The sequence below is a fragment of the Leptolyngbya sp. KIOST-1 genome (assembly GCF_000763385.1).
Lineage (GTDB): Bacteria > Cyanobacteriota > Cyanobacteriia > Phormidesmidales > Phormidesmidaceae > Nodosilinea.
Map to the genome: position 1 here is coordinate 1,752,032 of NZ_JQFA01000002.1, position 24,707 is coordinate 1,776,738.

Annotated in this window: 20 protein-coding genes; 9 read left to right on the top strand and 11 right to left on the bottom strand. The window is 62.3% G+C overall.

From position 1 onward, the window contains the following. Positions 1–187 precede the first annotated feature (187 nt). Positions 188–556: a hypothetical protein gene (locus NF78_RS07680; RefSeq protein WP_052049964.1), complete on the top strand. Its 369-nt coding sequence runs from the start codon at positions 188–190 to the stop codon at positions 554–556. A 185-nt stretch (positions 557–741) separates the two neighbouring features. After that, the gene (locus NF78_RS07685; RefSeq protein ID WP_035985607.1) at positions 742–2,295 is read left to right on the top strand and encodes a hypothetical protein; all 1,554 of its coding nucleotides are present in this window, start codon (positions 742–744) and stop codon (positions 2,293–2,295) included. A gap of 66 nt (positions 2,296–2,361) precedes the next feature. On the opposite strand, the gene treS is transcribed toward NF78_RS07685, so the two are convergent. Then, complete coding sequence (gene treS, locus NF78_RS07690; RefSeq protein ID WP_225885250.1) at positions 2,362–5,874, bottom strand: maltose alpha-D-glucosyltransferase; 3,513 nt, start codon at positions 5,872–5,874, stop codon at positions 2,362–2,364. A gap of 271 nt (positions 5,875–6,145) precedes the next feature. Between treS and malQ the strand changes: the two genes are divergently transcribed. After that, a complete protein-coding gene (malQ, locus tag NF78_RS07695) occupies positions 6,146–7,654 on the top strand; it encodes a 4-alpha-glucanotransferase (protein ID WP_035985610.1) in 1,509 nt (502 codons plus the stop codon). Positions 7,655–8,047: 393 nt separating this feature from the next. Here the strand turns inward: malQ and NF78_RS07700 are convergent, their stop codons facing one another. Beyond that, positions 8,048–8,884 carry a lysophospholipid acyltransferase family protein gene (locus NF78_RS07700; protein ID WP_035985611.1) on the bottom strand — a complete coding sequence of 279 codons (837 nt, stop codon included), beginning with the start codon at positions 8,882–8,884 and terminating at the stop codon, positions 8,048–8,050. 220 nt (positions 8,885–9,104) lie between these two features. Between NF78_RS07700 and NF78_RS07705 the strand changes: the two genes are divergently transcribed. Next, the gene (locus NF78_RS07705; RefSeq protein ID WP_197064789.1) at positions 9,105–10,313 is read left to right on the top strand and encodes a sensor histidine kinase; all 1,209 of its coding nucleotides are present in this window, start codon (positions 9,105–9,107) and stop codon (positions 10,311–10,313) included. An 8-nt stretch (positions 10,314–10,321) separates the two neighbouring features. On the opposite strand, the gene NF78_RS07710 is transcribed toward NF78_RS07705, so the two are convergent. From NF78_RS07710 to aroF, 5 genes are all read right to left on the bottom strand, one after another. Next, positions 10,322–11,431, bottom strand: coding sequence for an SDR family NAD(P)-dependent oxidoreductase (locus tag NF78_RS07710; protein WP_072016018.1), 1,110 nt, complete (start codon positions 11,429–11,431; stop codon positions 10,322–10,324). Between the two features lie 115 nt (positions 11,432–11,546). Further along, positions 11,547–12,833 carry an NAD(P)/FAD-dependent oxidoreductase gene (locus NF78_RS07715; protein ID WP_225885251.1) on the bottom strand — a complete coding sequence of 429 codons (1,287 nt, stop codon included), beginning with the start codon at positions 12,831–12,833 and terminating at the stop codon, positions 11,547–11,549. Beyond that, positions 12,830–13,489 carry a MotA/TolQ/ExbB proton channel family protein gene (locus NF78_RS07720; protein WP_035985612.1) on the bottom strand — a complete coding sequence of 220 codons (660 nt, stop codon included), beginning with the start codon at positions 13,487–13,489 and terminating at the stop codon, positions 12,830–12,832. The genes NF78_RS07715 and NF78_RS07720 overlap by 4 nt, the downstream gene beginning before the upstream one ends. A gap of 118 nt (positions 13,490–13,607) precedes the next feature. After that, a complete protein-coding gene (locus NF78_RS07725) occupies positions 13,608–14,417 on the bottom strand; it encodes a DUF2993 domain-containing protein (RefSeq protein ID WP_263970566.1) in 810 nt (269 codons plus the stop codon). Between the two features lie 313 nt (positions 14,418–14,730). After that, entirely contained in the window at positions 14,731–15,600 is an 870-nt protein-coding gene (gene aroF / locus NF78_RS07730; RefSeq protein WP_035985614.1) for a 3-deoxy-7-phosphoheptulonate synthase, read from the bottom strand. Positions 15,601–16,204: 604 nt separating this feature from the next. On the opposite strand from aroF, the gene NF78_RS30970 reads away from it, so the two are divergent. Continuing rightward, positions 16,205–16,363 (top strand): family 2 glycosyl transferase, encoded by a 159-nt coding sequence (locus NF78_RS30970; protein WP_156119695.1) that lies wholly within the window; start codon positions 16,205–16,207, stop codon positions 16,361–16,363. A 57-nt stretch (positions 16,364–16,420) separates the two neighbouring features. Here NF78_RS30970 and frr read toward each other — a convergent pair whose 3' ends face one another. Both frr and pyrH read right to left on the bottom strand, forming a co-directional pair. Continuing rightward, positions 16,421–16,981 carry a ribosome recycling factor gene (gene frr, locus NF78_RS07735; RefSeq protein WP_035985615.1) on the bottom strand — a complete coding sequence of 187 codons (561 nt, stop codon included), beginning with the start codon at positions 16,979–16,981 and terminating at the stop codon, positions 16,421–16,423. Then, positions 16,971–17,714, bottom strand: a complete 744-nt coding sequence (pyrH, locus tag NF78_RS07740) for a UMP kinase (RefSeq protein WP_412768521.1) — start codon at positions 17,712–17,714, stop codon at positions 16,971–16,973. Before pyrH ends, frr begins: the two co-directional genes overlap by 11 nt. Before the next feature lie 61 nt (positions 17,715–17,775). Here pyrH and NF78_RS07745 point away from each other — a divergent pair, with 61 nt between their 5' ends. Further along, a complete protein-coding gene (locus NF78_RS07745; protein ID WP_318655451.1) occupies positions 17,776–18,447 on the top strand; it encodes an SEC59/DGK1/VTE5 family protein in 672 nt (223 codons plus the stop codon). A gap of 132 nt (positions 18,448–18,579) precedes the next feature. Here the strand turns inward: NF78_RS07745 and NF78_RS07750 are convergent, their stop codons facing one another. Continuing rightward, positions 18,580–19,677, bottom strand: a complete 1,098-nt coding sequence (locus NF78_RS07750; RefSeq protein ID WP_052049966.1) for a CHAD domain-containing protein — start codon at positions 19,675–19,677, stop codon at positions 18,580–18,582. Positions 19,678–19,828: 151 nt separating this feature from the next. Between NF78_RS07750 and NF78_RS07755 the strand changes: the two genes are divergently transcribed. Further along, entirely contained in the window at positions 19,829–20,314 is a 486-nt protein-coding gene (locus NF78_RS07755; RefSeq protein ID WP_035985618.1) for a hypothetical protein, read from the top strand. A 177-nt stretch (positions 20,315–20,491) separates the two neighbouring features. Here NF78_RS07755 and pip read toward each other — a convergent pair whose 3' ends face one another. Further along, a complete protein-coding gene (gene pip, locus NF78_RS07760) occupies positions 20,492–21,457 on the bottom strand; it encodes a prolyl aminopeptidase (RefSeq protein ID WP_318655452.1) in 966 nt (321 codons plus the stop codon). A 553-nt stretch (positions 21,458–22,010) separates the two neighbouring features. Here pip and NF78_RS07765 point away from each other — a divergent pair. Both NF78_RS07765 and NF78_RS07770 read left to right on the top strand, forming a co-directional pair. Further along, positions 22,011–23,009, top strand: coding sequence for a hypothetical protein (locus tag NF78_RS07765; protein WP_156119696.1), 999 nt, complete (start codon positions 22,011–22,013; stop codon positions 23,007–23,009). 49 nt (positions 23,010–23,058) lie between these two features. Next, the gene (locus tag NF78_RS07770; protein WP_072016019.1) at positions 23,059–24,681 is read left to right on the top strand and encodes a bifunctional ADP-dependent NAD(P)H-hydrate dehydratase/NAD(P)H-hydrate epimerase; all 1,623 of its coding nucleotides are present in this window, start codon (positions 23,059–23,061) and stop codon (positions 24,679–24,681) included. The last annotated feature ends 26 nt before the right edge of the window (positions 24,682–24,707 follow it).

The window sequence follows — 24,707 nt, forward strand, 5'->3', positions numbered from 1 at the left end:
TCAAGTAAGCATTCTACATGGCTCTGCGCCTCTTTCCTAAGATTTAGACACCCCTGGCCAGGACAGGGGGCAGCTGCTCCGGTTAAGGCTCCAACCCCAGGCAGGGCGGGCTTTACAAAAAACTGACGTGGCTTTTGCCGCCGGACCGCTAACATTAAGCTATTTAACAGATGTTTGGCCTAGCCCCATGACCGACTACCCGCTTGGCGATCGCCGTGACGGTTTACCAGAAGACCTCTATTCCCTCTCGCAGGCGATCGATCGGGCTGCGTTAGCCCGTCGAGGGCAGAGCCTCAACCTGCTGGCCCTGCTGCGGCTGCTGGAGCAACAGCACCGGGACATCTGCGAAACGCTCTTTCGCGATGCCCTGCCCGACAACCGCCAGCACCTCTACGCCCTGCTCAGAGATATTGAGGTCAGCGGCGGCTGGCCCTACATTCAGCGCATGAAGCTCCAGGCCCTGCTCGCCAACGTGCCCGACCTGGACGTCGATACGCTGTTCCCTGCTCCGGTGCCAACCATTGAGGACGATCGGTTTCCGGGGGAAGAAAAGTAGATCGTTTTTTCGTCCCAAGGGTTACCCTAGGGGCTGTCATCGATTAGCTTTTGAAGGTCCAAGAAACAAAGGTTACAGCCCCTGGCCTGCGATTTGGGTCGGGCATAGCAACGCTGATGGTAGACGGTTTTAGCCAGAATTGATGACAGGCTCTCAACGTCGGTACGCAATACCTCCTCTCGCCTATGGTCAGCCTTCTTTCCACTGCTCGGCTCCGGAGTTCTCTGCGACGGCTGGCAAAACCCTTGTTTTTGCCCAGTGTCGCCCTGGTAACGGGGCTGGCTGGCCTGGGTGCGCTGCCGCTGACCAGCGCCGGGTCCGCCCTGGCCCTCAATGCCTACTGCCAGGTCACCCAGGCCGAGGCCCTGGCGAAGGAAAACCTGCGCAAAGCCGCGATCGCAGGTGATGGAGCCGCCCAGCAGCAGTACCAGGCTCTGGTGCGCCAGCACACCGAAGCGCTAAACCAGTGCCGCAGTCGCACCTGGCCCCAGCGGCAGGCCGTGTGGGTGCGCCTGTATCCCTGTGACCTGCAGCCCGGCATTTTAGATGCCCTGTTCGATCGCGTGGTCAACCTGGGCTACAACGAGGTGTATATCGAAGTGTTCTATGGCGGCCAGGTACTGCTGCCCAAGGCCGACAACCCGACGGTATGGCCCTCGGTGGTGCAAACCCCCGGCTACGAGCGCCGTGACCTGTACGCCGAGGCCCTGGAGAAGGGGCGTCAGCGGGGTCTCAGGGTCGATGCCTGGGTATTTGCCCTCAACTTTGGCTATTCCTACGGGCTGAGGAGCGATCGCACCGAGGTGCTGGCCCTCAACGGCCGTGGCCAAACCACCTACACCTACGCCAAGTCCGGGGCTTCGAGCAACCCCGACGAAGTCTTTGTCGATCCGTACAACCCGATTGCCCAGGCCGACTACAGCCGTATGCTGGGCGCTGTGCTGCGGCGGCAGCCCGACGGCATATTGTTTGACTACGTGCGCTACCCCCGCGGCGTCGGCCCCAATTCGGTGGTCGACAGCGTCGATGACCTGTGGATCTACGGCCAGGCCTCGCGGGATGCGTTTTTCCGTCGGGCGGTCAACCAGCAGGGGCAGGAGCTGATGCGCCGCTACATCAGCCGCGGCCACCTGGTCGATCGCGACATTCAAGACGTGCGCGACCTCTTCCCCAACGAGCCAGAACCGCTGTGGCAGAGCCGGATTCCCTCGGCTCCGCTGCAGCCGGGCCAGGCCCCACCCACCCCGGCCAGTGTGCGGCCCCGCCTCCAGGCCGAGCTGTGGCAGCTGAGCGTGGCCCACGCCGTTCAGGGGGTGGTTGATTTTGTCAAATTTGCCGGTGAGCAGGCCCAGCGGAGCGGCATTCAGCCGGGGGCGGTGTTTTTCCCCGAGGGCAACCAGACCGTGGGCACCGGCGGCTTCGACTCCCGCCTGCAGTACTGGGAGCGCTTCCCCACCTGGATGACCTGGCACCCGATGGCCTACGCCGTGTGCGGCAACACAGGCTGCATTCTAGACGGCGTGCGCCGGGTGCAGTCCATGGTGCCCAGCGGCACTGCGCCGACGATTACCCCCGCGCTGGCCGGCATCTGGGGCCAGGCCACCTACAACCGTCCGGCCCTGGAAACCCAGATGGAAGCCCTGCGGCGGGCCGCTCCAGAGATTACCTCGGTCAGCCACTTTGCCTACTCCTGGCAGGACCCGGAGTTTGACCGGGTGCGCAAGTTCTGCTCCCTCTGACGCAAGAGCCTGGCTCTAGGGAAGCGACTCAGCCCCAGTGAACTCTGCATTTCGAGCGCAACGGGTCTAATCAGCCTTCAAACCCTCAGGGCTCTGTGGACTCTCCTCCAGGTCGATCGCCAACAGGTGCAGAATGCGCCGCAGCGGAATTTTAACGTGGGTCGATCGCTCGACCAGTTCTCGGCCCAGGTTGTAGATGGCCTGCTCAATCAGGTAGTTGTCGAGCAGCACCTCTAGCTCCTGCTGGGTCTGGGGCAGAAAGCCATCGCGGGAGGCCGTCTCTAAATAGGCTTGCACAAAGGTTGTGCTGACCCAGCGGTACCAAAACTCGGCCCAGCGCTGCAGCTGATGGCGCTGCTCGGGCTGGCTGATGCCGCGCTCAATTTCATCGTCCAGGGCCACATTGACGGCATAGTAGAACGACTGCAGCATACCCGCCACGTCCCGTAGGGGCGATCGCTTCATGCGGCGCTCGTTCAGACTGCGGTTGGGGTCGCCCTCAAAGTCGATAATGAAAAAGTCTTTGCCGGTGTAGAGCACCTGTTCGAGGTGGTAGTCGTTGTGGCAGCGAATCCGCAGGGCGGTAATTTTTTGATCCAGGACCGCCTGGAACCGCTGTAGACAGACATCCTGCTGCTCCAGAACGGTCTTGGCCAGCGATCGCAGGTCGGGAGACAGCGTATTCAGCCGGTTTTTGAGCAGCAAAAAGACCTGTCCGGTCAGGTTGCGGCTGTACTGGTAGATCGACCGCTGGTAGAGCGACGTAAATGGCTCGGGCGCAAAGGCCTGGTCGGCGGAGGCATCCACCGTCAGGGCAATGTGCAGCTCGGCGGTGCGCTGCCCCAGCAGCTGAATGTTGGCCAGGTAGCTATTGATCGCTTTGCAGGCGGGAATTTGAGACTCCAGGGTGGGCAGCGGGCAGTAGGGCACCGGGAAGAACACGTCGGTGGGGCCGTCCTCCCCAGGGGCTCGGGGCTTTAGCACCAGGGGTGACCCCGTGGGCATGGGCGCTTCGGCCACATTGGACTGGTCCATGATCACCAAATCAAAGAAGTCGCGCAGATGGTCGAGGGTGTAGTCCCAGCCGCTGCGGGTGTCGGGAATATACTCCTGCAAAATGCCGACGGTGATTGGCTCGGCGGCGGGCCGATAGTAGGTCAGGGTGCCTGCGATCGAGGTGATATTGGTAAAGCGGTGGTGGTCGTCTAAGAACCGGCGCACTTCCTGGTCGGGGTGCTGCCCTTCGTCCACCTTCTGGAACAGCTTGAGGATCAGCCGATTTTGGGCCGCCACACCGCTGGCCCTGGCGTAGGCGATCGAGGTGTTGTTGTGAGCGCCTTTGATCAGGGTGGGCTCAAAGGGCGGGGGCGACTCATCGCCAGCGGCGGCATCGGGTTCCTCGCCGCTGAGCTGCTCGAACAGGGGAGTGGTGGTGGAGATCAGCCGACCGGTCGTGTTTTCGTAGATCTGGTGGCGGGCGATGCCGTCCAGCAGGGCCGTGAGAAATGACTTGTCGGCGATCGCGTCGAACAGCACCGCCACCTCATCGCTCTGGGCCAGCTTCAGTCGGGCCACGACGGACTGGGGGGTCTCGGACAGCAGGTGGAGCGCCTGATCCCCCTCGGCCACCGCCAGAAATAGGACGTAGGACTGCGGGTTGCCCTGAATGTAGTCGACGTGCAGCTCCACCATCTGGGCATAGCTGTCGCCGTAGGGGCCGTAGGGAATGGCAAGCGCCCCCCCAATCCGGGCTGCCTGCACCGTGCGGGTTCTGCCGCCAAACCAGCGGTGGTTGGCCAGGTAGTGGGGCAGCAGACTTTCTAAGCTGGCGGTGAACCTGCGGGTCTGGGCCGACTGCAGCCGGGCAAAAGCCCCGTGCCACGCTCCATCGAGGGCCAGGGTGGGCAGCTCGGTCTGCGGGTCGGTGGCGGGCAGCGGCACCGCCTGGGGCTTGAGGGTAAACCAGTAGACCGCGTAGGCCCCAATGCTGAGGAAATAGGGCAGCTCGTCGATGGGCGGAAACTCGGTGCGGCCAAAGATCTCCACCGGCATCCACCCCTTCAGGGCAACCAGATCGAGCTCCACGGTCTGCACAAAGCGCGACAGGTTGGCGACGACCAGAATTTTTTCGTCCTCATAGGTGCGGGTAAAGGCCAGCACCTTGCGGTTCTCGGGGTGCAATAGCTTAAAGTCGCCGCTGCCCAGAGCACGGAAGTGCTTGCGCATGGCAATCAGCCGCTTGGTGGCGTTGAGCAGCGAGGTGGGGTTGGCCCGCTGGGCCTCCACATTCACCGTGGCGTAGTGGTACTCAGCTTCGACAATCAGCGGCAGAAACAGCCGCTGGGGGCTGGCATTGCTAAAGCCCGCGTTGCGGTCGTAGTTCCACTGCATGGGGGTGCGCACGCCGTTGCGATCGCCCACGTAGACGTTGTCACCCATGCCAATTTCGTCGCCGTAGTAGAGCACGGGGGTACCCGGCAGCGACAGCAGCAGGCTGTTGAGCAGCTCGATCTGGCGGCGATCGTTGCCCAGCAGCGGCGCTAATCGCCGCCGAATGCCCAGGTTTACCCGCATCTCAGGATCCTGGGCGTAGACCCGATACATAAAGTCGCGGTCCTCGTCGGTGACCATTTCCAGGGTCAACTCGTCGTGGTTGCGCAGAAACAGGCCCCACTGGCAGTTGTCGGGAATGGTGGGGGTCTGCTGCAAAATGTCTGCGATCGGAAAGCTGTCTTCCATGCGCAGGGCCATAAACAGGCGCGGCATCAGCGGGAAGTGAAAGTTCATGTGGCACTCGTCGCCATCGCCGAAGTAGGCGGCGGCATCCTCGGGCCACTGGTTAGCCTCGGCCAGCAGCATGCGGTTGGGAAACTTTTCGTCGATGTGGCGGCGCAACTCCTTGAGGAAAGCGTGGGTTTCGGGCAGGTTTTCGCAGTTGGTGCCCTCGCGCTCGTACAGGTAGGGCACCGCATCCATGCGCAGCCCGTCGACTCCCATTTCCAGCCAGAAGTCCATCACGTCGAACACAGCCTGGCGCACCGCCGGGTTGTCGTAGTTGAGGTCGGGCTGGTGGGAGTAAAAGCGGTGCCAGAAGTAGGCGTTGGCCACCGAGTCCCAGGTCCAGTTGGAGGTTTCGAAGTCCTGGAAGATAATTCGCGCTTCCTGGTATTTCTCGTAGGTGTCGCTCCAGACGTAGAAATCGCGCTCGGGGCTGCCCTTGGGGGCCCGCCGGGCTCGCTGAAACCAGGGGTGCTGATCGGAGGTGTGGTTGACGATCAGCTCGATGATGACGCGAATGCCCCGCTGGTGGGCCGCCTGCATCAGCTCTTTAAAGTCGTCCAGGGTGCCGTAGATGGGGTTGACATTCATGTAGTCGGCAATGTCGTAGCCGTCATCGCGCAGGGGCGACGGAAAGAAGGGCAGCAGCCAGATCGCCGTCACGCCCAGGTCTTGAAGATAATCCAGCTTCCCGGTCAAGCCTCGAAAGTCACCAATGCCGTCGCCGTTGCTGTCGGCAAAAGCGCGCACCGGTACTTCGTAGATGATGGCGTTCTTAAACCACAGGGGATCATTCTTCAAGGTCAACGTCGTCCTTTACGCGCAACATCAGCCCCTACGCTAGCGGAAAGGGGCGAGCCCGTCATCGTCCCCAGGTAATAGCGATCGCGCCTTAACCTCAGCTTAAAAGGCCCAGCTTCAAAGGCTGCTGTCAGCCAGTTTTAGATCGGGAGTGGCAAGGCTTGGTATACCCGGCTTTTGCCCATAATTGATGACACGCCCTAGGGGGGATGCAGGCCATCACCCTTTTCGCCTATGACTATCGTGGCTAATTCCGTAGCACTTTTTTCGTATGAGTTTTCACCGTGCCAGTGGCGTTTTACTGCATCCCACCTCTCTCCCCGGTCGATTTGGCATTGGCGATTTGGGCCAAGCCGCCTACGCCTTTGTTGACTTTTTGGCCAGGAGTGGACAGACGCTGTGGCAGGTTTTGCCCCTGGGGCCAACGGGCTACGAGCACTCACCCTACATCATGAACTTCAGCACCTTTGCGGGCAACCCGCTGCTGATCGATCTAGAACAGCTGGCCGCTGAAGGGTTGCTGGAGGCTACTGAGCTAACGCCCCTGACCGATGTGGACCCCGATCGGGTCGATTTTGACAAAGTTATTCTCCACAAAACCCACTTTCTCAAGCTGGCCCACGATCGCTTCTTGAGCCAGCGATCGCCCGATCAGAAGGCTAGGTTTGAACAGTTTTGCCAGGAGCAGGCCGCGTGGCTGGACGACTTTGTGCTGTTTATGGCGCTGCTAGAGACCAACGAGGGCAAAAGCTGGAACCACTGGGACCCAGCCGTTGCCCGCCGGGACCCCGAAGCTCTAAAGGCCCAGCGAGAAGCCCTCAAAGACAGGATTAAGTACCATCAATTTGTGCAGTTCAAGTTCTTTGAGCAGTGGCAAAACCTGCGCCAGTACGCCAACGATAAAAACATCAAAATCGTGGGCGACATTTCAATTTATGTGTGCCACAACAGCTCGGACGTGTGGGCCGACCCGGAGATCTTTAAGCTCGACCCCAACAGCTTTGAACCCGCCTTTATTGCGGGGGTGCCGCCCGACTACTTCAGCGCCACCGGGCAGCTGTGGGGCAACCCGGTGTACAACTGGGATCGGATCGAAAAAACCAATTTTGCCTGGTGGATCAAGCGGTTTCAGGTGACCTTGCAGTACGTCGATATTGTGCGGGTTGACCACTTTCGCGGCTTTGAGGCCTACTGGCAGGTGCCCGCCGGGGAAGAGACCGCCATCAACGGCGAGTGGATCGAAGCGCCTGGGGAGCGCTTTTTTAAGGCGTTAGCCGAAGCCCTGGGCACGCTGCCGATCATGGCCGAAGATCTCGGCATCATCACCCCCGAGGTGGAGGCCCTGCGCGATCGCTTCGACTTTCCGGGCATGCGCATTTTGATGTTTGCCTTTGGCGACGACTCCCGCAATGCCTACCTGCCCCACAACTACACCCGCAACACCGTCGTCTACCCCGGCACCCACGACAACGACACCATCATCGGCTGGTGGCAGCAGGCCAGCGACAGGGAACGGCAGGCCCTGGCCCGCTATTTTGGCTACGACTCCCCGGAGGCGATCGAGGCAATCAACTGGCTGCTGATTCGGGCGGCGCTGTCCTCGGTGGCCGACCTGGCCGTCATTGCTCTGCAAGACCTGCTGGATTTGGGCGGCGAGGCCCGCATGAACGACCCCAGCCGCAACGACGGCAACTGGCGCTGGCGCTACCGCAGCTCCACCCTGCTGACCCAGGCCCTCAGCGATCGCCTGCTGTCGTTGACTCAAACCTACAGTCGCTAGAGCACTGGTTCAGTATGGCCGCGATCTCGAATCTGCCACTGCAGGGTCTACAGATCCCTACCGATTCCTTGGCAGTACAAAGGTTTAAACCGATGATCGATCGCTCCTTTCCGTCGGGTCCAGGGCGGCCAATAGTTGTATTTGCGCCCCAGTAGGGGCGACGCCCCTGGTCGTAGGCCAAAGGCCGTGCGAAGCGGGGGGTCTGGGGCCAGCGAAATGGCCCCAGTAGCACTTTTGGCTTACTGCCGCAGTTGTGGCTCGCATGCCCCTAGCCCCGCTACAAAACAGATACTGTACCGACGCTCTAGTCGTGCGTCCCGTCCCGATTTCAGGTGGCTTCTGGAAAACAATTTCCCCGCTGGCGGGCACTGCCCACCCCACAACTGGCTGGAGTTAAGGTGCAGATTGCCTGTCGTGTTTGGCGATTAGCTCGTTGAGGTCGCGCTGCATCTGGTCGCGGACGCGGTGGTAGCAGGCCTCGACGTAGGGGCGATCGCGGGCGGCCTCGGTACCGTAGCGCTCGAAGTACAGGGGTTTGCCGACATGGGTGGCGATCGGCTGGGGCCAGGGAATGTTGGGCACCGGGCCAAAGGCGATGCCCCAGGGCAGGCCCAAATACACCGGAAACACGTCTGGATCGATGCCCAAAAACCAGGGCATGCCCCAGTCGTGCAGCTGCGTCATCAGGGGGTAGATGTCGGCCAGCACCAGCAGCGTGGCGTGGGCCCCCCAGGAGACCACCGGCACAATGGGCAGGGAGCGCTGGAGGGCGAGTTTGACAAACCCCTGGCGATCGCCCAGATGAATGCGATCGCGCTGGCTGTAGGGGCGAAAGACATCCTGCGCGCCCCCGGGATAGACCAGCAGACTGGCGTCGCAGTCCAGGGCCGCCAGCGCCATCCTGGGATGCGCCGCGATCGCCCCGGCCCGTTCCGCCAGACTGGCCAACGGCGGCGCTGCCTGCCACACCTTGGGGTGCATCAGGCCGTAAACGGGGCGATCGGGGCCAAAGCGCCTGACCCAGTCGTAGATCATCATGAACATGTCGGGGGCGGCCAGTCCGCCGTTGTGGGAGCCCACCAGCATCACCTGCCCCGCCGGTATCCGCTCCCACCCCTGGGTCTGCACCCGAAAGTAATGGTCGTAGAGCCAGCCCCACAGCGGCTGAAAAGCTTGAATAAAGTGAGGATCGCGACGATCCAGTGACCAGCCTCCGCGATGGGTCGCCATAGAGCCGCAATAGTCCAGTTAATGGGCAGTTTTAACCATACTCCAGAGCCGTCGCCTGGGTAAGCACCCCCGCAGGGGTGACACCGGGGGCGGGGCAAAACCGTTCGCGACGGTTCACGACTGAGCCCTGGGGCGTTTTGCTCTATGCCTTTTACCAGATGTCCCGGCCGATTGCCCTGAGGTAGGGTGGGGGCGCTCGCTTTGGGTCGGCCTCCCCTCTATGAAAATGGATTTCAGCACCATTCTGAATCAAAAGCGCGACACCATTATTGATCTGTGGATCAACTCTGTTTTCAACGATCAGGAGATTGAGGCGACCAACGAATTGACTTTTAATGCCGTGCGCGACAGTTTGCCCAGGGTGCTCGAATCCCTGGCCGATATGCTGGCCCACAGCGATCCAGAAAACTATCAAGTCATTGATGAGGCCAGTCTAGAGCATGGCCTGATTCGGGCTGAGCAGGGGTTTGAACCGGCCGAAATTGCGCGGGAATATCGCCTGCTGCGATCGGTGATTTTTTCAGAATTGGAAGCCGATCTGGTGCAGGCCTCCCCAGCCGATGTGCTGTGGGCCATTCGACTGATCGATACCGTGGTGGATGAGGCGATCGCCCGCTGTTTTGACAGCTATACCCAGAGCCGCATGGAGGAGCTAAATAAACTCAGAACCCAGATGCAGCTCACCAATCAAGAGCTAACTCGCCTGGTGCGGGCCAGCCACGACAACATGTCGAAACTCACCCACGAACTTAAAACGCCCCTCACCTCAATTATTGGCTACGCCGATCTATTTCTGCGGCAGCAGCAGCAAGCGGACCTGGACGAGTCTTACACTCATTTAGAAAGCATTGAGCGCGTGCTGCGCAGTGGACGGCTGCTGCTGCGGCTGATTAACGACACGCTCCAGCTCCAGCAGGGGGATGGCCAAATCAAGCTAAAGGTGGTGGCCATTGCCCCCCAAGAGTTGATCCAGTCGGTGATCGAAATTGTCGAACCCCTGGTGCGCGACAAGGAGTTAGACCTGCGGGTTGACTGCGATCGCGCTCCTCAAACCGTGCAAACTGACCCCCTGCGCTTGCAGCAAATTTTGACCAACCTGCTGAGCAATGCCGTTCGCTACACCGACCGGGGATTTGTCGCCGTCACGGCAGACACTCTGCCCGACAACCGCTGGTCGATCGAGGTCAGCGACAGCGGGATTGGCATTGACCAGGGGGAGCAAAAGTACATTTTCGAACCCTACTACCGCATTCACCCCACCACTACCACCACCGAGCAGGGCACCGGGCTGGGCCTGGCGATCGTCTCCCAGCTGGTGGAGTTGATGCAGGGCGAAATCGTTGTGTCATCGCTGGTCGAGCAGGGTTCCAGCTTCACGGTGATCATGCCCATCGAGCTGTCCGGCGTTGCGCCCCTGAGTTCTCCCTAGGGCGACCGCTACAGGTCGTTGACCGCCTGACCCTCGGGCGACGATTCGCGGCTGCCCCCGGGCGTCACCGGGGGAGCGGCCTTAGGTTCATTGACGGGCAGCTCGTTGTTGCGGCGGGCGGCGCGATCGCTCAGGGAGGTCAACCACGACGGGGCCCAGGCGGAGTGGCTGTCCCGGCCAAAGGCCCTGGCGTCACCGTCCTCGGTTGGCCCCGGCAGCAGCCAGTTCCCCCAGCGCAACAGACTGGCCATCACCCCTGGGAACACACCGTAGAAGCGGGCCATGAGCAAGATAGGCAGCGGCACCACCACTTCGGCCGCCCCCCGACGCAGTCCGGCGATCGCCTCCCGGGCCACTTTTTCTGGGCTGGCAGAGAGCAGCGGCAGCGACTCGCTAATGCTGAACCAGGCGTACTCTTTTTGGCGCTGGCCCTTGAACAGCGCGTGATCGTTGACCCCTGTGTAAATCAAGCCGGGGCAGACGGTGGTGACAGCAATGCCCGCCTGGGCCAGTTCGACCCGCATGCCTGCGGACAGCCCGGTGAGGGCAAATTTGCTGGCACAGTAGGCCACCATGTGCGGCGACACGACCTTGCCACCAACCGAGGAAATGTTGACAATGCGGCCAGCGCGGCGAGCGCGCATCTCAGGCAAAACTGCGTAGGTGGCGTAGAGCGGTGCCCAAAAATGTAGCTGCATCAGGTCGTCATAGTCCTGCATGGCCATATTTTCGAATGGCCCCACGATATCGGTACCGGCATTGTTAATCAAAATATCGATCGCGCCAAAGTGCGCGCTGACCTGCTGCACTATCTGATCCACCTGGGCCTGGTTGGTCACATCGCAGATCAGCGCCAAAACCTCTCCGCCCCGCTGCGCCAGGTCGGCCCGCGCCCGCGCCAGCTCGGCCTCATCCCGGGCGCAGATCGCCAGCCGAGCCCCAGCATCAACGAGCTGGCGCGCCATCACCAGCCCTAGCCCACGGGAGCCGCCAGTGATCAAAACCCCTTTGTCTTGGAGGTCGTACCCCTGCTCTCGCCAGCAACGCAGAAACCCGAGCAAACCGAAACCCAGGGCGATCGCGATCAGCCCCAACACAATTACCGCTGTAAGAGTCATGCCTTGCCCCCTAACCTGTGGCTTTCACTGTAGGCGGGGGGCGGGGGGCAATGCTCCGTCGCAGGGAGTGCCTGCCCCGGTCGATAGGCTGTTTTTTGAGGCAACAAATCCGGCGCTAGTCGCGTCCCTGGGCGGCGATCGCATGCCCCGCCAGCCAGCCCGTGGTCCAGGCGTTCTGAAAGTTAAACCCGCCCGTGATCCCGTCGATATTGAGAATTTCGCCCGCCAGGTATAGCCCTGGGCAGCGGCGGCTCTCCAGGGTTTTGAAGTTAACCTCGGCCAGGGGAATGCCGCCGCAGGTGACAAACTCGTCTTTGAAAACGCCCTTGCCAGCGATGTTGTAGTCGCCCCGAGTCAGCTCGTTCACCAGCACCTGGAGCTGCGCCTTCGACAGGTCGGCCCAGTTCAGCCGGGGGCCCAGGTTGGCCCGGCGCTGGGCCAGGTACTGCCACAGCCGCCGCGACAGCTCCGGGAAGGGCGAAAACGCTGCCACCTGGCGCTTGCCCTGATCTTGCTTGAGCCTCAGCAGGGTCTGCCGCACCTGGTCCTGCTTCAGGGCGGGCAGCCAGTTCACCGTCAGGGTGGCCCGGTAGCGCTGACGGTGCAGGCCCACGGCCCCGTAGGCCGAGAGCTTGAGCACCGCCGGGCCGCTCACCCCCCAGTGGGTAATCAGCAGCGGGCCGCTCTGGGTCAGGGTGGGGGCATCCTCCAGGGCCAGGTGCAGCTGCACGTTTTCGACCGAGACCCCCGCCAGCTCGCGCAGGGCCGGATCGGGCAGGTTGAAGGTAAACAGCGAGGGCACGGGCGGCACCAGGTCGTGGCCCAGCTGGAGGGCCAGCCGGTAGCCATTGGGGCTGCTGCCGGTGGCCAGCAGCAGATGGTCGCAGCGCCACTCGGACCCGGCCCGGGTGGTCAGCCCAAAGCCGGGGTCCTCGGCTTGAATGTGGGCAATCGCCTGGCCGGTGTAAATGCGAATGCCCAGCCGCCGGGCTTCCCCCAGCAGACAGTCCACAATCGTGCCCGAGTCGTCGGTGACCGGGAACATGCGGCCGTCGGCCTCGGTTTTGAGCCGCACCCCCCGCTGCTCAAACCAGGCCACCGTGTCCCGGGGCTGAAACCGGCTGAAGGGGCCGCGCAGGGCGCGACTGCCGCGCGGGTAGTGGGTGACCAGCACGGCGGGGTCGAAGCAGGCGTGGGTGACATTGCAGCGCCCGCCGCCGGAGATTCGCACTTTGGCCAGGGGTTCGCGGCCCGCCTCGAAAATATGAATGGATGCCCTGGGGTTGGCCTCGGCGCAGGCGATCGCCCCAAACAGCCCGGCCGCACCAGCGCCAATCACGATTAGCGAAGCGGACTGGGGCAGCGAAGCGGACTGGGCGGGGGGGCGGGGGCGATCGCTCACGGCAGCTGCCCCGGCAAAAAGACCGTGGAGCTGATGGTGCCCTGGCGCAGGGCGCGGCGGTGGAGAATTTCGAGCTTGCCCCCCGCCTCCTGAAGAAACGCCCGCTGACGGCGGTATAGCCCCTGAAACAGGTTGGCCAGCAGCAGCGCCACCAGGGCCACCACCAACCCCGCCGCCGTTGAGGTCAGCGCTTCCCCCACTCCCGAGGTGACGCCGCTGGCCGCTGGGCCGCCGGTTTCGCCCAGGCGCAGGGTCGCGAATACCTGCATCAGACCCAGCACAGTACCCAGTAACCCCAGCAGCGGGGCCACCCCCACCACCGTTTCAAACAGGGTTTGGAACCGTTTGAGCAGGGGCAGCTCAGCCTGGGCGGCACTCTCCAAAGCCAGCCGAAACTCCTCTGGGGTGGCATCGCCGAGGCTGAGCGCCGCCAGAAAAATTCGCGCAATGGGCAACTGCTGGTGCTGCTTGAGCTTGGCGATCGCCCGCTGGGGATTTTGGCTAAAGGTGTTCAGCACCTGGGTTACCAGCCCCCGCTGCTGGCGACTGATCTGCAGCCAAAACCAGCCCCGCTCCACAGCCAGAGCCAGAGTCAGCAGCGAACACAGCAGCAGCGGCCACATCACAATGCCCCCCGCCACAAACCAGTTACCCATAATGCCGATGCCCCAACCTAAGCCCCACCTATAATACGGCCTGGCTGAGTTTGCGGCTCAAGGCACAGGGTATAAGGCCACCCCTTGAACCGTAAACCTGAAACCTCGCCTGAAACCTCTAAACCATGCCGGGAAAATGCTCAATCTGGGCATAGCCGCTAAAGACCAGCTGTCGGCCCTTGGTTTCGAGCCGGTTCACCCGCAGCAAGACACCATCCAGGTTAAAGCGCTCCAGGTCCACCATGCGGTTCAGTACCTCGGCAAACCCCCTGGTCAACGTGGCCGACAGCGGGATCATGTCCTCGGAGATGCCCTCCGGCGAAAATTCAGCGTCGGCAAAAATAATTCGTCGCCGCTTTTCCACCGTGACCTTAGCCAGCAGCTGAATGGGCACATCCTTGCGGTTGGGCAAATCGGTCTTGGCGGTAATCTTGACGGCCTGCTCAGGCAGCAGGGTAATGTGGATATCCCGAAAAGTCACCGGGTCGCCCCCGGAAAGGGAGGTCACCGCGTCATCGGTAACCCCCTCCAGGTGCTGGCGCACCAGCTCGGCCTCAAAGGCGCGGTTGATGGCGTCTTCGTTGAGGACCACCTGGGCCACGGCCTGGGTGGGCTGGCGCAGGCGAATTTTGCCGCCGATCGCGGAGCCGACATCGATCGCCACCGCATCGGTCTCGAACATCATCTCCGCCGCCTCAAACTCTTTGCGGATGACCAGGCCACGCCCCTCCATCCGAAAGCTGTCAATCGTGCCCTGCAACAGCTTGCTGGGCGGCGAACAGCGCACCTCCACCTCCACAGCATCACTGCGGCTGAACAGGTGCCGCAGCGACTGGGTAGCCACAGAGTTGATCATCCGTTCGCCAAAGTCATTGGACCCTTTGGATTGAAACCCGGTAAAGCCACCGAACATAGAGGTTAATACCAACCTAAATTCCCCTATTGTTGTAACAAAATATGAAGCTCAATGACAGCGACCATTGCTAATGCCTTCCATTGGAGATGCTGATAGCTGCCCTTAGAGAGGCCAGCAGCGGTGCTGATAGCCCAAGAATCAGAGCTTACAGCTTCCACCCTGGTTTTTGAGATCGGCCGTGACAACGCTGATGGGATAAGGGGTGTAGCCAAAATCGATGATACACCCTAGTACCCTGCGGCATCGGTCAGCCAACCGTTCCTGAAACCTGAAACCCAGTACCTGAAACCCTCAGCAATGGTTGCCCTATGTCTGCCCGCCAGTACTAGGCCGCGATCGCCCCTGTGCCAACCTCCAGCGCTGCGGGCGCAGGAACTAGGCGACGCCCCAAGGCCGCCGCAATGGGTTCGAGGCTACGGGCTAGCCGGACCATCTCCTCCAGGGTAAGGGCCTGGCGGGCGTCTGACACCGATTCATCGGGCACTGGGTGACATTCTACAATCAGCCCGTCCGCCCCAGCGGCGATCGCGGCCCGAGCCAAATCCGGCACCAGCTCACGCTTACCGGCGGCGTGGCTGGGGTCCACCATCACCGGCAGATGGGTGATCTGCTTCAGCGCCACCACCGCGCCCAAATCCAGCACATTGCGGGTGTAAGTGTCAAAGCTGCGAATGCCCCGTTCACAGAGAATCACGCTGGGGTTGCCGTGGCTGAGGATGTATTCCGCCGCCATCACAAACTCCTCCAGGGTGGCCGCCAGGCCCCGCTTCAGCAGCACCGGCTTGCGGGTGCGGCCCAGAGCCTTGAGCAGGTCAAAGTTCTGCATGTTGCGGCTGCCCACCTGCAGCACATCCACATAGTCGGCCATCAGTTCAATCTGGTCGATCGCCATCACCTCCGAGATCACCGGCACCTGAAACCGCTGGCGCAGGTCAGCTAAAATTCGCAGCCCGGCCTCGCCCAGCCCCTGGAAGGCGTAGGGCGACGTGCGCGGCTTGAACACCCCGCCCCGCAGCGCCTGCACGGGGGCAAAAGAGAGCTGGCGGGCCACCTGCTCCATCTGGGCGGCGCTTTCAACGGCGCAGGGACCACCCACAATCAGCAGAGTTTCGCCACCCACGGCGACGGTGTCGGAGAGGGCTACAACCGAACGGTGGTCAGGGTCAGATTTACGGGTCAACGCGGCATCTTTCATGGTGAGCAGAGGAATAAAGGACTAGAAGACAAAGCCATGGAATGGGCAATAAAAAACCCGGAGCGGCTGGCTCCGGGTCAGGGAAAGGGCGTAGGAGAACCTAGCGCCAGCCTGACCCGGCGGCGTAAAAAAAGGCGTAGTACCAGCTAGAGAGGGGCGAAGGGGACGGGGTGTGCATCGTCATCAGGGCAGAACTAGGGCTAGAAAAAACAAAACCGCAGAGGGTAAGCTCCACGGTTCACAAGGTTGGCAACACAAAACGTGCTCACGGCCTGTGAACCGGGGGCTGCCACCAAAAATAAAAAGACTGGGCCGAAGCAATCATGGCTGCGGATCGAACAAAAACATACCTGCAATCTAGCAGGGCTTTGGGGAAGCGTCAACCAAGGCCAACCCGCAGGGGCAAACGGCCCATGCCCTGAACAAACGGAGGGATTCAACCCCATAGGGTTCAGGCCTCCCGAAATTCACGGAAACTCAAAGTTCATGGGTTTCCCGGAGTACATCCCAACATCGTAAACCTAGGATGAAGACACCTGACCAACCAAAATTGGCAGGCCGTCAGCCCCTCCGCGATTGGGAAATAGCCACCAGGGAGATCGCTATGGTTTGGGAACTCTGTATCCGCTATGCCAACGGCAAAGAAACGGTTTTGGACGTCTTTCAAAGCCTCGAAATAGCCCAAAATCGGGTGGACAAGCTCTATGCCGAAGGCTATCCCATGCATTTTGCCTACTTTGTCAGGCCGGGCTGCGTAACCTAGGGGCTGTCATCACTTAGTTTGTATGACACGCCCTGGGCCAACGGATGGCTGACTGGGCTACACGGTCATAATGTCTTTTTCTTTAGCGGCTAGGGCTTCGTCGAGCTTGGCGATGTACTTATCCGTCAGCTTCTGAATTTCATCCTGGGCATCCCGCGACTCGTCTTCGGAGATATCGCTGGCTTTTTCAAGCTTTTTCACGGCGTCGATGCCGCCGCGCCGCTGGTTACGGATCGAGACGCGACCTTCCTCAGCCACTTTGCCCGCCGTTTTGACAAACTCCTTGCGGCGCTCGCTGGTCAGCGGCGGAATGTTGAGGCGAATGACTCGTCCATCGTTGTTGGGGGTGAGGCCCACGTCCGACATCGAAATGGCTTTTTCGATGGTGGTCAGGCTACCGGCGTCGAAGGGCTGAATCATCAGCGTGCTGGCGTCGGGGGTGGTGATGTTGGCCAGGGACTTGAGCGGAGTCTGGGCCCCGTAGTAGTCGATCTCGATGCGATCGAGCAGAGAGGCATTGGCGCGACCCGTGCGGATGGTGTTGAAGTTGCGCTGGGTCGCCTCAACAGACTTCTGCATCTGGTCTTCGGTTTCGAGCAAAATATCGTCAACTGACATCACAATCCTCTCCTACAATCGTGCCGATAGGTTCGCCCATCAGCGCTCGCTTGATGTTACCGGGCACCGACAGGTCAAATACCATGATAGGGATCTTGTTGTCCTTGCACAGGGCGATCGCGGTGCTGTCCATCACTTTCAGGTCGTGCTTGAGCACATGGCCGTAGGTGAGGGTGCGGTAGCGCTTGGCGTCTGGGTTTAGTTTAGGGTCAGAATCGTAGACGCCGTCAACTTTGGTTGCCTTGAATACCACTTCGGCGTTGATCTCCGCTGCGCGCAGGGCGGCGGTAGTGTCGGTGGTAAAGAATGGGTTGCCGGAGCCAGCCCCAAAAATAACCACCCGGTTTTTCTCCAGGTGGCGAATGGCGCGGCGGCGGATGTAGGGCTCGGCGACCTCCTGCATGGCGATCGCCGTCTGCACCCGGGTGGGCACCCCCATGCGCTCCAGCGAGTCCTGCAGGGTCATGGCATTCATCACCGTGGCAATCATGCCGATGTAGTCGGCGGTGGCCCGGTCCATCCCCGAGGCCGACCCCTTAATGCCCCGAAAGATGTTGCCCGCACCGACGACAATGGCGATCTCAATTCCTTCTTTGGTGACCTCAGCAATTTCGGCGGTAATTGCTTCTACAACGCTCTGATCGATGCCGTAGTCCATATCGCCCATCAGGGCTTCGCCGCTCAGTTTTAGCAGTACTCGCCGATAGGGTTTTTCCATATAGGTTGCATCCATAGGAAGCTGGTGTAGTAAGGTCTAGAAGTTCCATCCCACTATACTTGCTTCCCCTGCCATGATGGCTACTGCGCTTGTGCAAATCGGACTGGTAGCTGCCTGGCTGGCGGTGGTCGGGGGAGCGGCTGAGGGGCTGCGCCGCACCGCTAACCTCGACGCCGAAATTACCCGCAAAATTGTCCACATTGGGGCCGGGCACGTGATTTTGCTGGCCTGGTGGCTAAACACCCCCGCCTGGATGGGAATAGCGGCCTCGGTGGTGTTTAGCGGGGTGGCGTTGCTGTCCTACCGGCTGCCCATTCTGCCGGGCATCAACGGCGTGGGGCGCAACAGTCTGGGAACGTTTTTCTATGCCCTCAGCATTGGGGTGCTGACCGCTATCTTCTGGCCCCTGGGGCTACCTCAGTACGCCGCCATTGGCATTCTGGTGATGACCTGGGGCGACGGTCTGGCCGCCCTGATCGGGCAAAACTTTGGCCGTCACACCTACAAAATTTTTGGCAATCAAAAAAGCTGGGAGGGCAGCCTGACGATGGCTGTGGCCAGCTTTCTGGTGTGCTTTTTGGTGCTGGGTTTTACGGCGGGGTTTACCGGGGTGGCCGGGGGTACGGCCCTGGGCGTGGCGATCGCCTCCACCCTGCTGGAAACGCTGTCCTTCTTCGGCCTCGACAACCTGACCGTGCCCCTGGGCAGCGCGGCGCTGGCCTATGGGGTGATGGGGTGGGTGGGGTGAGGGGGTGGGTGGGTGTCGGGTGGGCGGGTGGCGGGTGGGCGGGTGGGTGATACAGAGGGAAAGCGAGACCCGGTAGGGGCAAACGGTTGTTTGACCTCAACCAAATCGCGGGTGGCCAGGCAGGCTTTCGGATTATGTAGCTTTTGAAGTCTTTGATTTGGCCTTTTGCCGCTTGGGGTTGGGGTTAGCGGTTTTCCCGACGCCTGGACTGCGGCGAGGTTGCGGCCCATCGCTGTTGGAGGACTCCGCCGGGGCCAACCCCTGGGCTTGTGCCCCCGGCTTCAGCAGCGCCAGCCGCAGCCGCTGTCGTTGGGCGGGCTCTAGGTAATGCTGCTGGTAGCCCTGCCACTGCTGCCAGGCGGCGTGACGGCGATCGCCCAGCAGAGCAAACAGCGTCGGCATTTGGCCCCTGGCGTTGGGTACCACCTCGCCAATCCAGTCTTCCAGCACGGTGCTGTCCTGCAGGTCCCCCAGGGTGTCCTGCATGGCGCTGAGTCGCTCGATGTCGGCTTCTAGCGCGCCGGGATACAGATCGCTGACCAGACGCAGCTGGTAGCGCACCCGCTTCACCTGTTTGCGCAGGCTGTGCAGGGTTGGTCCCCGGTCTGCGATCAGCGCATCGGTTTCGGCCTGGGTCAGGTGCAGGTTGACGATCAGCCCGCCAGGGTGGGCTGTGGTGCCCACCCACCAGCCGGGGTGCAGCCACAGCTGACTCACCAGCGGCAGCACCAGGTCGGGGACCACCTGGTCGGCGGGTAGGGCTGCGATCGCGCCATAGATCGGGTTTTTGACCCAGCCGGTGAGGGACTGCTTGAGCTCGGTGTAGCGATCGCCCCGGAGCAGTTTTCTGACCCGCTTAAAGGTTTTGTGGCGCTCTTTGGCCAGCTTCAGCAGCCCTAGGCCCAGGCGCTGTTGCTCAGGGCTGGGCAGGTGGGGAGCATAGCGATCGCGCAGGATGGCCCAAATCACATCCAGGTCGCGCAGGCGGCCCAGCCTGCGCCCCACCGCAGCAATATTGGCTTCGCGCCCCGCCTTAGGCAACTCCAGGCCAACCTCAAACACATGCACGGCGGTCCGCAGCCGCCTGAGCCCCACTCGCATCTGGTGGAGGGGCTCAGGGTCGGTGTCGGCCAGCACTAGCGGTTCGTAGGCCACCACCTGCTTGAGGTACTTGGCGATCGCCCCGTGGGCCAGATCCCCTAACGCAATCTGTCTCTGTGCCGTTGCCATAGCTGTTCTCGGGTAACGTAACAATCAGCTACTACTCAATCAGTAACACGGTCCCCTGAGGGGTGCGTTCGGCGTTGGTTTTTCGTAATATCAGGTAGTACAAGTTTTCTGCTTCCACAGTTGCCCAGGCCAGATCAGGAGTTGCTAACCCGTGAATGCTCCCCCGTTCTCCCCGCTCGAACTCACCGATCGCGTGCTGACGATGGCCAAAACCGGCGTCTACCGCCAGTCGGTGTTTGAAGCCCTGGGGCCAGTGGCCACCCAGCGCCAAATTCGCGCCGCGATCGCCCAGGCCAAGCAGTTTGGCCTCTACACCGTTGCCGCCCTGCGCGACGAAGACTTGGGCACCTACTACCAGGTAGAACCGGCCAGCTACGAGTCGTTTCAGGCCGCCGCCAAGGCCCTGGCCGCAGGTTCCCCCCCGGATAGCTTGGCCGACCAGGTGGTGGCCACCCACAGTGCTCTGCGGGCCATGTTGAGCGCCGTGGCCAGCAGCACCCTGGGCCTGGGGCTGTTAGGCGGCTGGTGCCTGCTCGACGGCCACACCCAGCTGGGCCATGGCCTGTGGCTGGGAGCAGGGGTCGCCGGGGGACTGTGGAGTTTGCAGCGGTGGATTGCGCGGCGGGCGCTGGGGTGAATGGGTGGATGGGTGGGAGGGTGGATGGGTGGGAGGGTGGCATACCAAAACTGGGATGCATGACCTCAATTTCCAAAAGGCCAATCGTTGATGCAGCTCAGCCGTAGGCTTTATTGCATTCGCTCAGAGTATTCGGGACTCACACCTAACCCTCTTACCCATCCACCCATCCACCCCTCATCGGCGGGCAAATTCGTCCGTCGCCTCGATCAGCGCATCGGTAATGCCCGGCTCCAGGGCGGAGTGACCGGCCTCCTGCACCATCACAAACTGGGCTTCGGGCCAGGCCCGGTGCAGTTCCCAGGCGGTGGTAGCGGGGCAGACAATGTCGTAGCGGCCCTGCACAATCACGCCGGGAATGTGGCGAATGCGGTCCACCTGGCGCAGGATGTGGTCATCGGTGGCAAAAAAGCCGCGATTGACGAAGTAATGGCACTCAATACGGGCAAAGGCAACGGCAAACTCATCGGCGCTGAAGTGGCGCAACAGGCCGGGGTCTTGCAGCAGCTTGCTAGTGCTGGCCTCCCACACCGCCCAGGCGCGGGCCGCCACCAGCCGTTCTTCGGCACTGTCGCTGGTGAGGCGACGGTAGTAGGCAGCCACCAGGTCATCGCGCTCGGCCTCGGGGATGGGGGCGAGGTAGTTCTCCCAGGCGTCGGGGTAGAGGTAGCTGGCCCCCTGCTGATAGAACCAGCTAATCTCGCGCTGGCGCAGGGTAAAAATGCCGCGCAAAATCAGACCCTCGCAGCGATCGGGGTGGGTCTGGGCGTAGGCCAGCGCCAGGGTGCTGCCCCAGCTGCCGCCAAATACCGTCCAGCGATCGATACCCAGGTGGACGCGGATTGTTTCGATGTCCTCCACCAGGGCCCAGGTGGTGTTCCCCTCCAGCTCGGCGTGGGGAAAACTCTTGCCGCAGCCCCGCTGGTCAAACAGCACCACTCGCCACCGCTCGGGGTCAAAGAACTGGCGGTAGGTGGGGTTGGTGCCGCCGCCCGGCCCCCCGTGCAAAAACACCACCGGCTTGCCCTCCGGGTTACCCACCTGCTCCAGGTAGAGCCGATGCCGATCTGAGACGGACAGATACTCGGTGTGATAGGGCTCAATGGGCGGATACAGTTGGCGCATGGCAAAGGTAAAAGGCATCCCATCTCGGGGGAGGGTGAGCCACACTATAGCCCAGCTACCCTGGCTCTAACATAGCCAGGACAGATGTTTCTGCTCTCTATCGAACGGGGGTGGCAGGAAGAGCCATTACCCCCGGCCCATCGGGTTGCAGCGGTTGAAAGGTTGTATCCCCAGGAGTTACTGCCGACTCCTGGGGCGAGTCTTTACCACCTGCCACTCTCCGGTGTGGGGGTCGCGCTGGGTGGTAAATGGATTGCCTTTGAGGGGTTTGCTGCAGGGGTTTGCCATAGCACGTACGGTTGCAGAGCTGCCCCCATGGTAAGAAATGTCACACACTCCACGGGTGACTCCCAGGGAGCCTTGAGGTGATGTTGCCCCCTCCTTCCCGTGATTGAGATCACAGAGAGGGAGGCCAAACCTCGGCTAACGCAAAGTTTGAGAAAGAGTGATGCGGTTTTTAAAATCTGCGCTAACATCCTCAAGGCATATAGAGAGGACGGCCAAATAGGGCATTCATGCTTGACCGTCTGCCGGTTCACCCAATCAGTAATGGGCAGGATTCGTGATGGCAATGCAAAAAAAATTAAGCGGACCCCCAGGCGGATCTGAGCGCCGGGAGCTAGGGCAAGGGACTGACCCTCGGCCGGTTGAGTCCGGACGTTCCGCCAGGGGAGCTACGGCGATCGCGCTGCGCCGCGTAATTCCGGTTGGAATTGCCGCAGCCGTCGCGGTTTTGGGTGTGGCCCCTGGGTTTACCCAGGGCTTCGAGGCGGTGCCGCCGCTGCCCGCAGGGACAGTGCCTGTGCCTGGGACGGCTCTGCCCCAGGTGCCCACCACGGCTCTGCCCCAGGTGCCCACCAGCGGTCAGCAATACCTGATTTACGTCAACGACACCAGCGATCGCACCCTGAGTCAGGTGCGCCTGGTTGAGCCGACCGCCTTTCGCACCCGATTTCAGGGGCAGTCGGTAATTCAGGCTGGACGGTTCAACCTGTCCGCCAATGCCCAGCAGCGCATGACTGACCTGGCGGCCCTGGGAGTGGCGTCCCAAATGGCCCAGGTAGCTGCCGCCGCTCCCACCTTCGCCCAAACCCCCGCCATGCCAAGCAATGTCTACGCGTCCAACGGCGACCTACCGCCGTTGCCCGATGCGGCGTTTCCCCAGGCAGCCGTCACCGCAGGGGTACCCGTACCCGCGCTGCCCCCTGGGGTAGCCCAGGTGCCGCCCGCCCCCGGCAATGTGGAGTTTGGCCAGGAGCTGGACTATAGCGTACCGCCCGCCCCCAGTGGTGGGGTCTCCATTCCGCCCCCGGCTGGGGCTCCTCCGGTGAGCCAGTCTTTCCATGCCCCCTACTACGTGGTGATTCCGACCGACGCCAGCAATTTGGGCAACCTCAGCAGCCAGGTGATTCAACTGGGCACGCCCCCCGATCGCGTGCAGCAGCGCACCGCCCCTAGGGGTCCCCACGTGGCGGTCGGTCCCTTTACCGATCGCGGGTTGGCCAACCGCTGGAATGATTTTTACCGCGAGGCGGGCCTGGGCAACAGCCGCGTCTTCTTCCAGCGGTAGAATGCTGGCAACGGTAGAGACACTGCCTTCGCTGGGAAGGCCCCAACCTATGCAACTTGAACATCAGCCCGCCACAGGAACCGTCACCGGAGCCCTGGGCGGGCTTTTTGACGGACCGCTCGACCCGGTGGTCACCGCGGCCCAAATGCGGGCCATTGAGGGGCAGCTATTCGCCGCCGGAATGCCCGTGGCTGCCCTGATGGAGAAGGTGGCGAGCCGCATCGCGGTCTGGATAGTGCGGCACTTTCCGCTGTCGCGCTACCCCCGCGTTGCCGTGGTGGCGGGGCCGGGGCACAACGGCGGCGATGCCCTGGTGGTGGCGCGGGAACTGGCGGCCCAGGGCTATCAAGTGCAGGTGCACAGTCCGATCAGCCGCCTTAAGCCCCTCACCGCCGATCATCTGAAATATATAGACTACCTGGGCATTCCGGTGGCAGAGACGGTCGCGGACCTTGGCCCCTGTGACCTGCTGATTGAAGGGCTGTTTGGCTTCGGCCTGGAGCGCCCGATCGAAGGGGCGATCGCCGATCTGGTGTCCGCCATCCATGACCTCGACTGTCCGGTGGTGAGTATCGATCTGCCCTCCGGGCTGCACACCGACAGCGGGGCCGTCCTGGGGACGGCGGTGCGGGCCACCCACACCCTCTGCCTGGGCCTGTGGAAGCGGGCCTTTTGCCAGGCGGGGGCGCTGGCCTACCTGGGCCAGTCCCACCTGATCGACTTTGGCATTCCCCCCCAGGCGATCGCCGCCGAGCTTGGGCCTCTACCCCTGGTGCGGCGGGCCACCCTGACCACCGTGCGGGCCAAACTGCCCCTGCCCCGGCTGCCCGACACCCACAAGTATCGGGTTGGGCAGCTGTTGCTAGTAGCGGGGTCACGGGCCTACGGGGGGGCGGCTCTGCTGACAGCCCTGGGGGCCAGGGCCAGCGGCGTGGGCATGCTCACCCTGGCGGTGCCCGAGTCGCTGCGGCTGATGGTGGTGGCCCAGCTGCCCGAGGCGCTGGTGGTGGGCTGCCCCGAGACCAACAGCGGCGCGATCGCCCGCCTCCCCGACGACCTGGACCTGAGCCGCTACGACGCGATCGCCTGTGGGCCTGGCCTCAGCCGCCAGGCTCTGCCCGCCGTGGAGGCGGTGCTGGGAAGCGAGGCCCCCCTGCTGCTCGATGCCGACGGCCTCAACCTGCTGGCGGAGTTGGGCGGTGGCGAGGCCCTGGCGGACAGGCAGTCCCCCACCGTTCTCACCCCACACCGGGGGGAATTTAAGCGGTTGTTTCCCGATCCGCTGACCGCCAGCGAGGATGCCGGGGCGGCGGCGGTGGCGGCGGCCCGCCAGAGTGGTGCCGTGGTGCTGCTGAAGGGGGCCTGCACCGCGATCGCCCACCCGGACGGCACCCTGTGGTACGTGCCCGAGAGCACCCCGGCCCTGGCCCGAGGCGGCAGCGGCGACCTGCTGACGGGCCTGATTGGCGGGCTGCTGGCCCAGACCGAGTCCTCCAGCAGAGAAAAATCCAGGGCCACATCCCTCGACCTGGCCCTGGATGCGGCCCTGGTTGGGGCCTGGTGGCACGGTGTCGCCGCCCGCGCCGCCGCCTGCGATCGCACCGTTCTGGGAGTCGATGGCCCCCAGCTGGCCCAATACCTGAATCCGGTGCTGGCCCAGGTGCTAGCCTGAGGAACGTACTGTCGCTTGCACCCCTA

Bases quoted from the DNA above. Each gene is read 5' to 3' on its own strand.
- aroF (WP_035985614.1), bottom strand. From the start codon at position 15,600: ATGAAAGATGCCGCGTTGACCCGTAAATCTGACCCTGACCACCGTTCG.
- NF78_RS07680 (WP_052049964.1), top strand. From the start codon at position 188: ATGACCGACTACCCGCTTGGCGATCGCCGTGACGGTTTACCAGAAGAC.
- NF78_RS07750 (WP_052049966.1), bottom strand. From the start codon at position 19,677: ATGGCAACGGCACAGAGACAGATTGCGTTAGGGGATCTGGCCCACGGG.
- pip (WP_318655452.1), bottom strand. From the start codon at position 21,457: ATGCCTTTTACCTTTGCCATGCGCCAACTGTATCCGCCCATTGAGCCC.
- NF78_RS07705 (WP_197064789.1), top strand. From the start codon at position 9,105: ATGAAAATGGATTTCAGCACCATTCTGAATCAAAAGCGCGACACCATT.
- NF78_RS07770 (WP_072016019.1), top strand. From the start codon at position 23,059: ATGCAACTTGAACATCAGCCCGCCACAGGAACCGTCACCGGAGCCCTG.
- NF78_RS07710 (WP_072016018.1), bottom strand. From the start codon at position 11,431: ATGACTCTTACAGCGGTAATTGTGTTGGGGCTGATCGCGATCGCCCTG.
- NF78_RS07685 (WP_035985607.1), top strand. From the start codon at position 742: ATGGTCAGCCTTCTTTCCACTGCTCGGCTCCGGAGTTCTCTGCGACGG.
- pyrH (WP_412768521.1), bottom strand. From the start codon at position 17,714: ATGGATGCAACCTATATGGAAAAACCCTATCGGCGAGTACTGCTAAAA.
- NF78_RS07700 (WP_035985611.1), bottom strand. From the start codon at position 8,884: ATGGCGACCCATCGCGGAGGCTGGTCACTGGATCGTCGCGATCCTCAC.
- NF78_RS30970 (WP_156119695.1), top strand. From the start codon at position 16,205: ATGGTTTGGGAACTCTGTATCCGCTATGCCAACGGCAAAGAAACGGTT.
- NF78_RS07720 (WP_035985612.1), bottom strand. From the start codon at position 13,489: ATGGGTAACTGGTTTGTGGCGGGGGGCATTGTGATGTGGCCGCTGCTG.
- malQ (WP_035985610.1), top strand. From the start codon at position 6,146: ATGAGTTTTCACCGTGCCAGTGGCGTTTTACTGCATCCCACCTCTCTC.
- NF78_RS07745 (WP_318655451.1), top strand. From the start codon at position 17,776: ATGGCTACTGCGCTTGTGCAAATCGGACTGGTAGCTGCCTGGCTGGCG.
- NF78_RS07765 (WP_156119696.1), top strand. From the start codon at position 22,011: ATGCAAAAAAAATTAAGCGGACCCCCAGGCGGATCTGAGCGCCGGGAG.
- frr (WP_035985615.1), bottom strand. From the start codon at position 16,981: ATGTCAGTTGACGATATTTTGCTCGAAACCGAAGACCAGATGCAGAAG.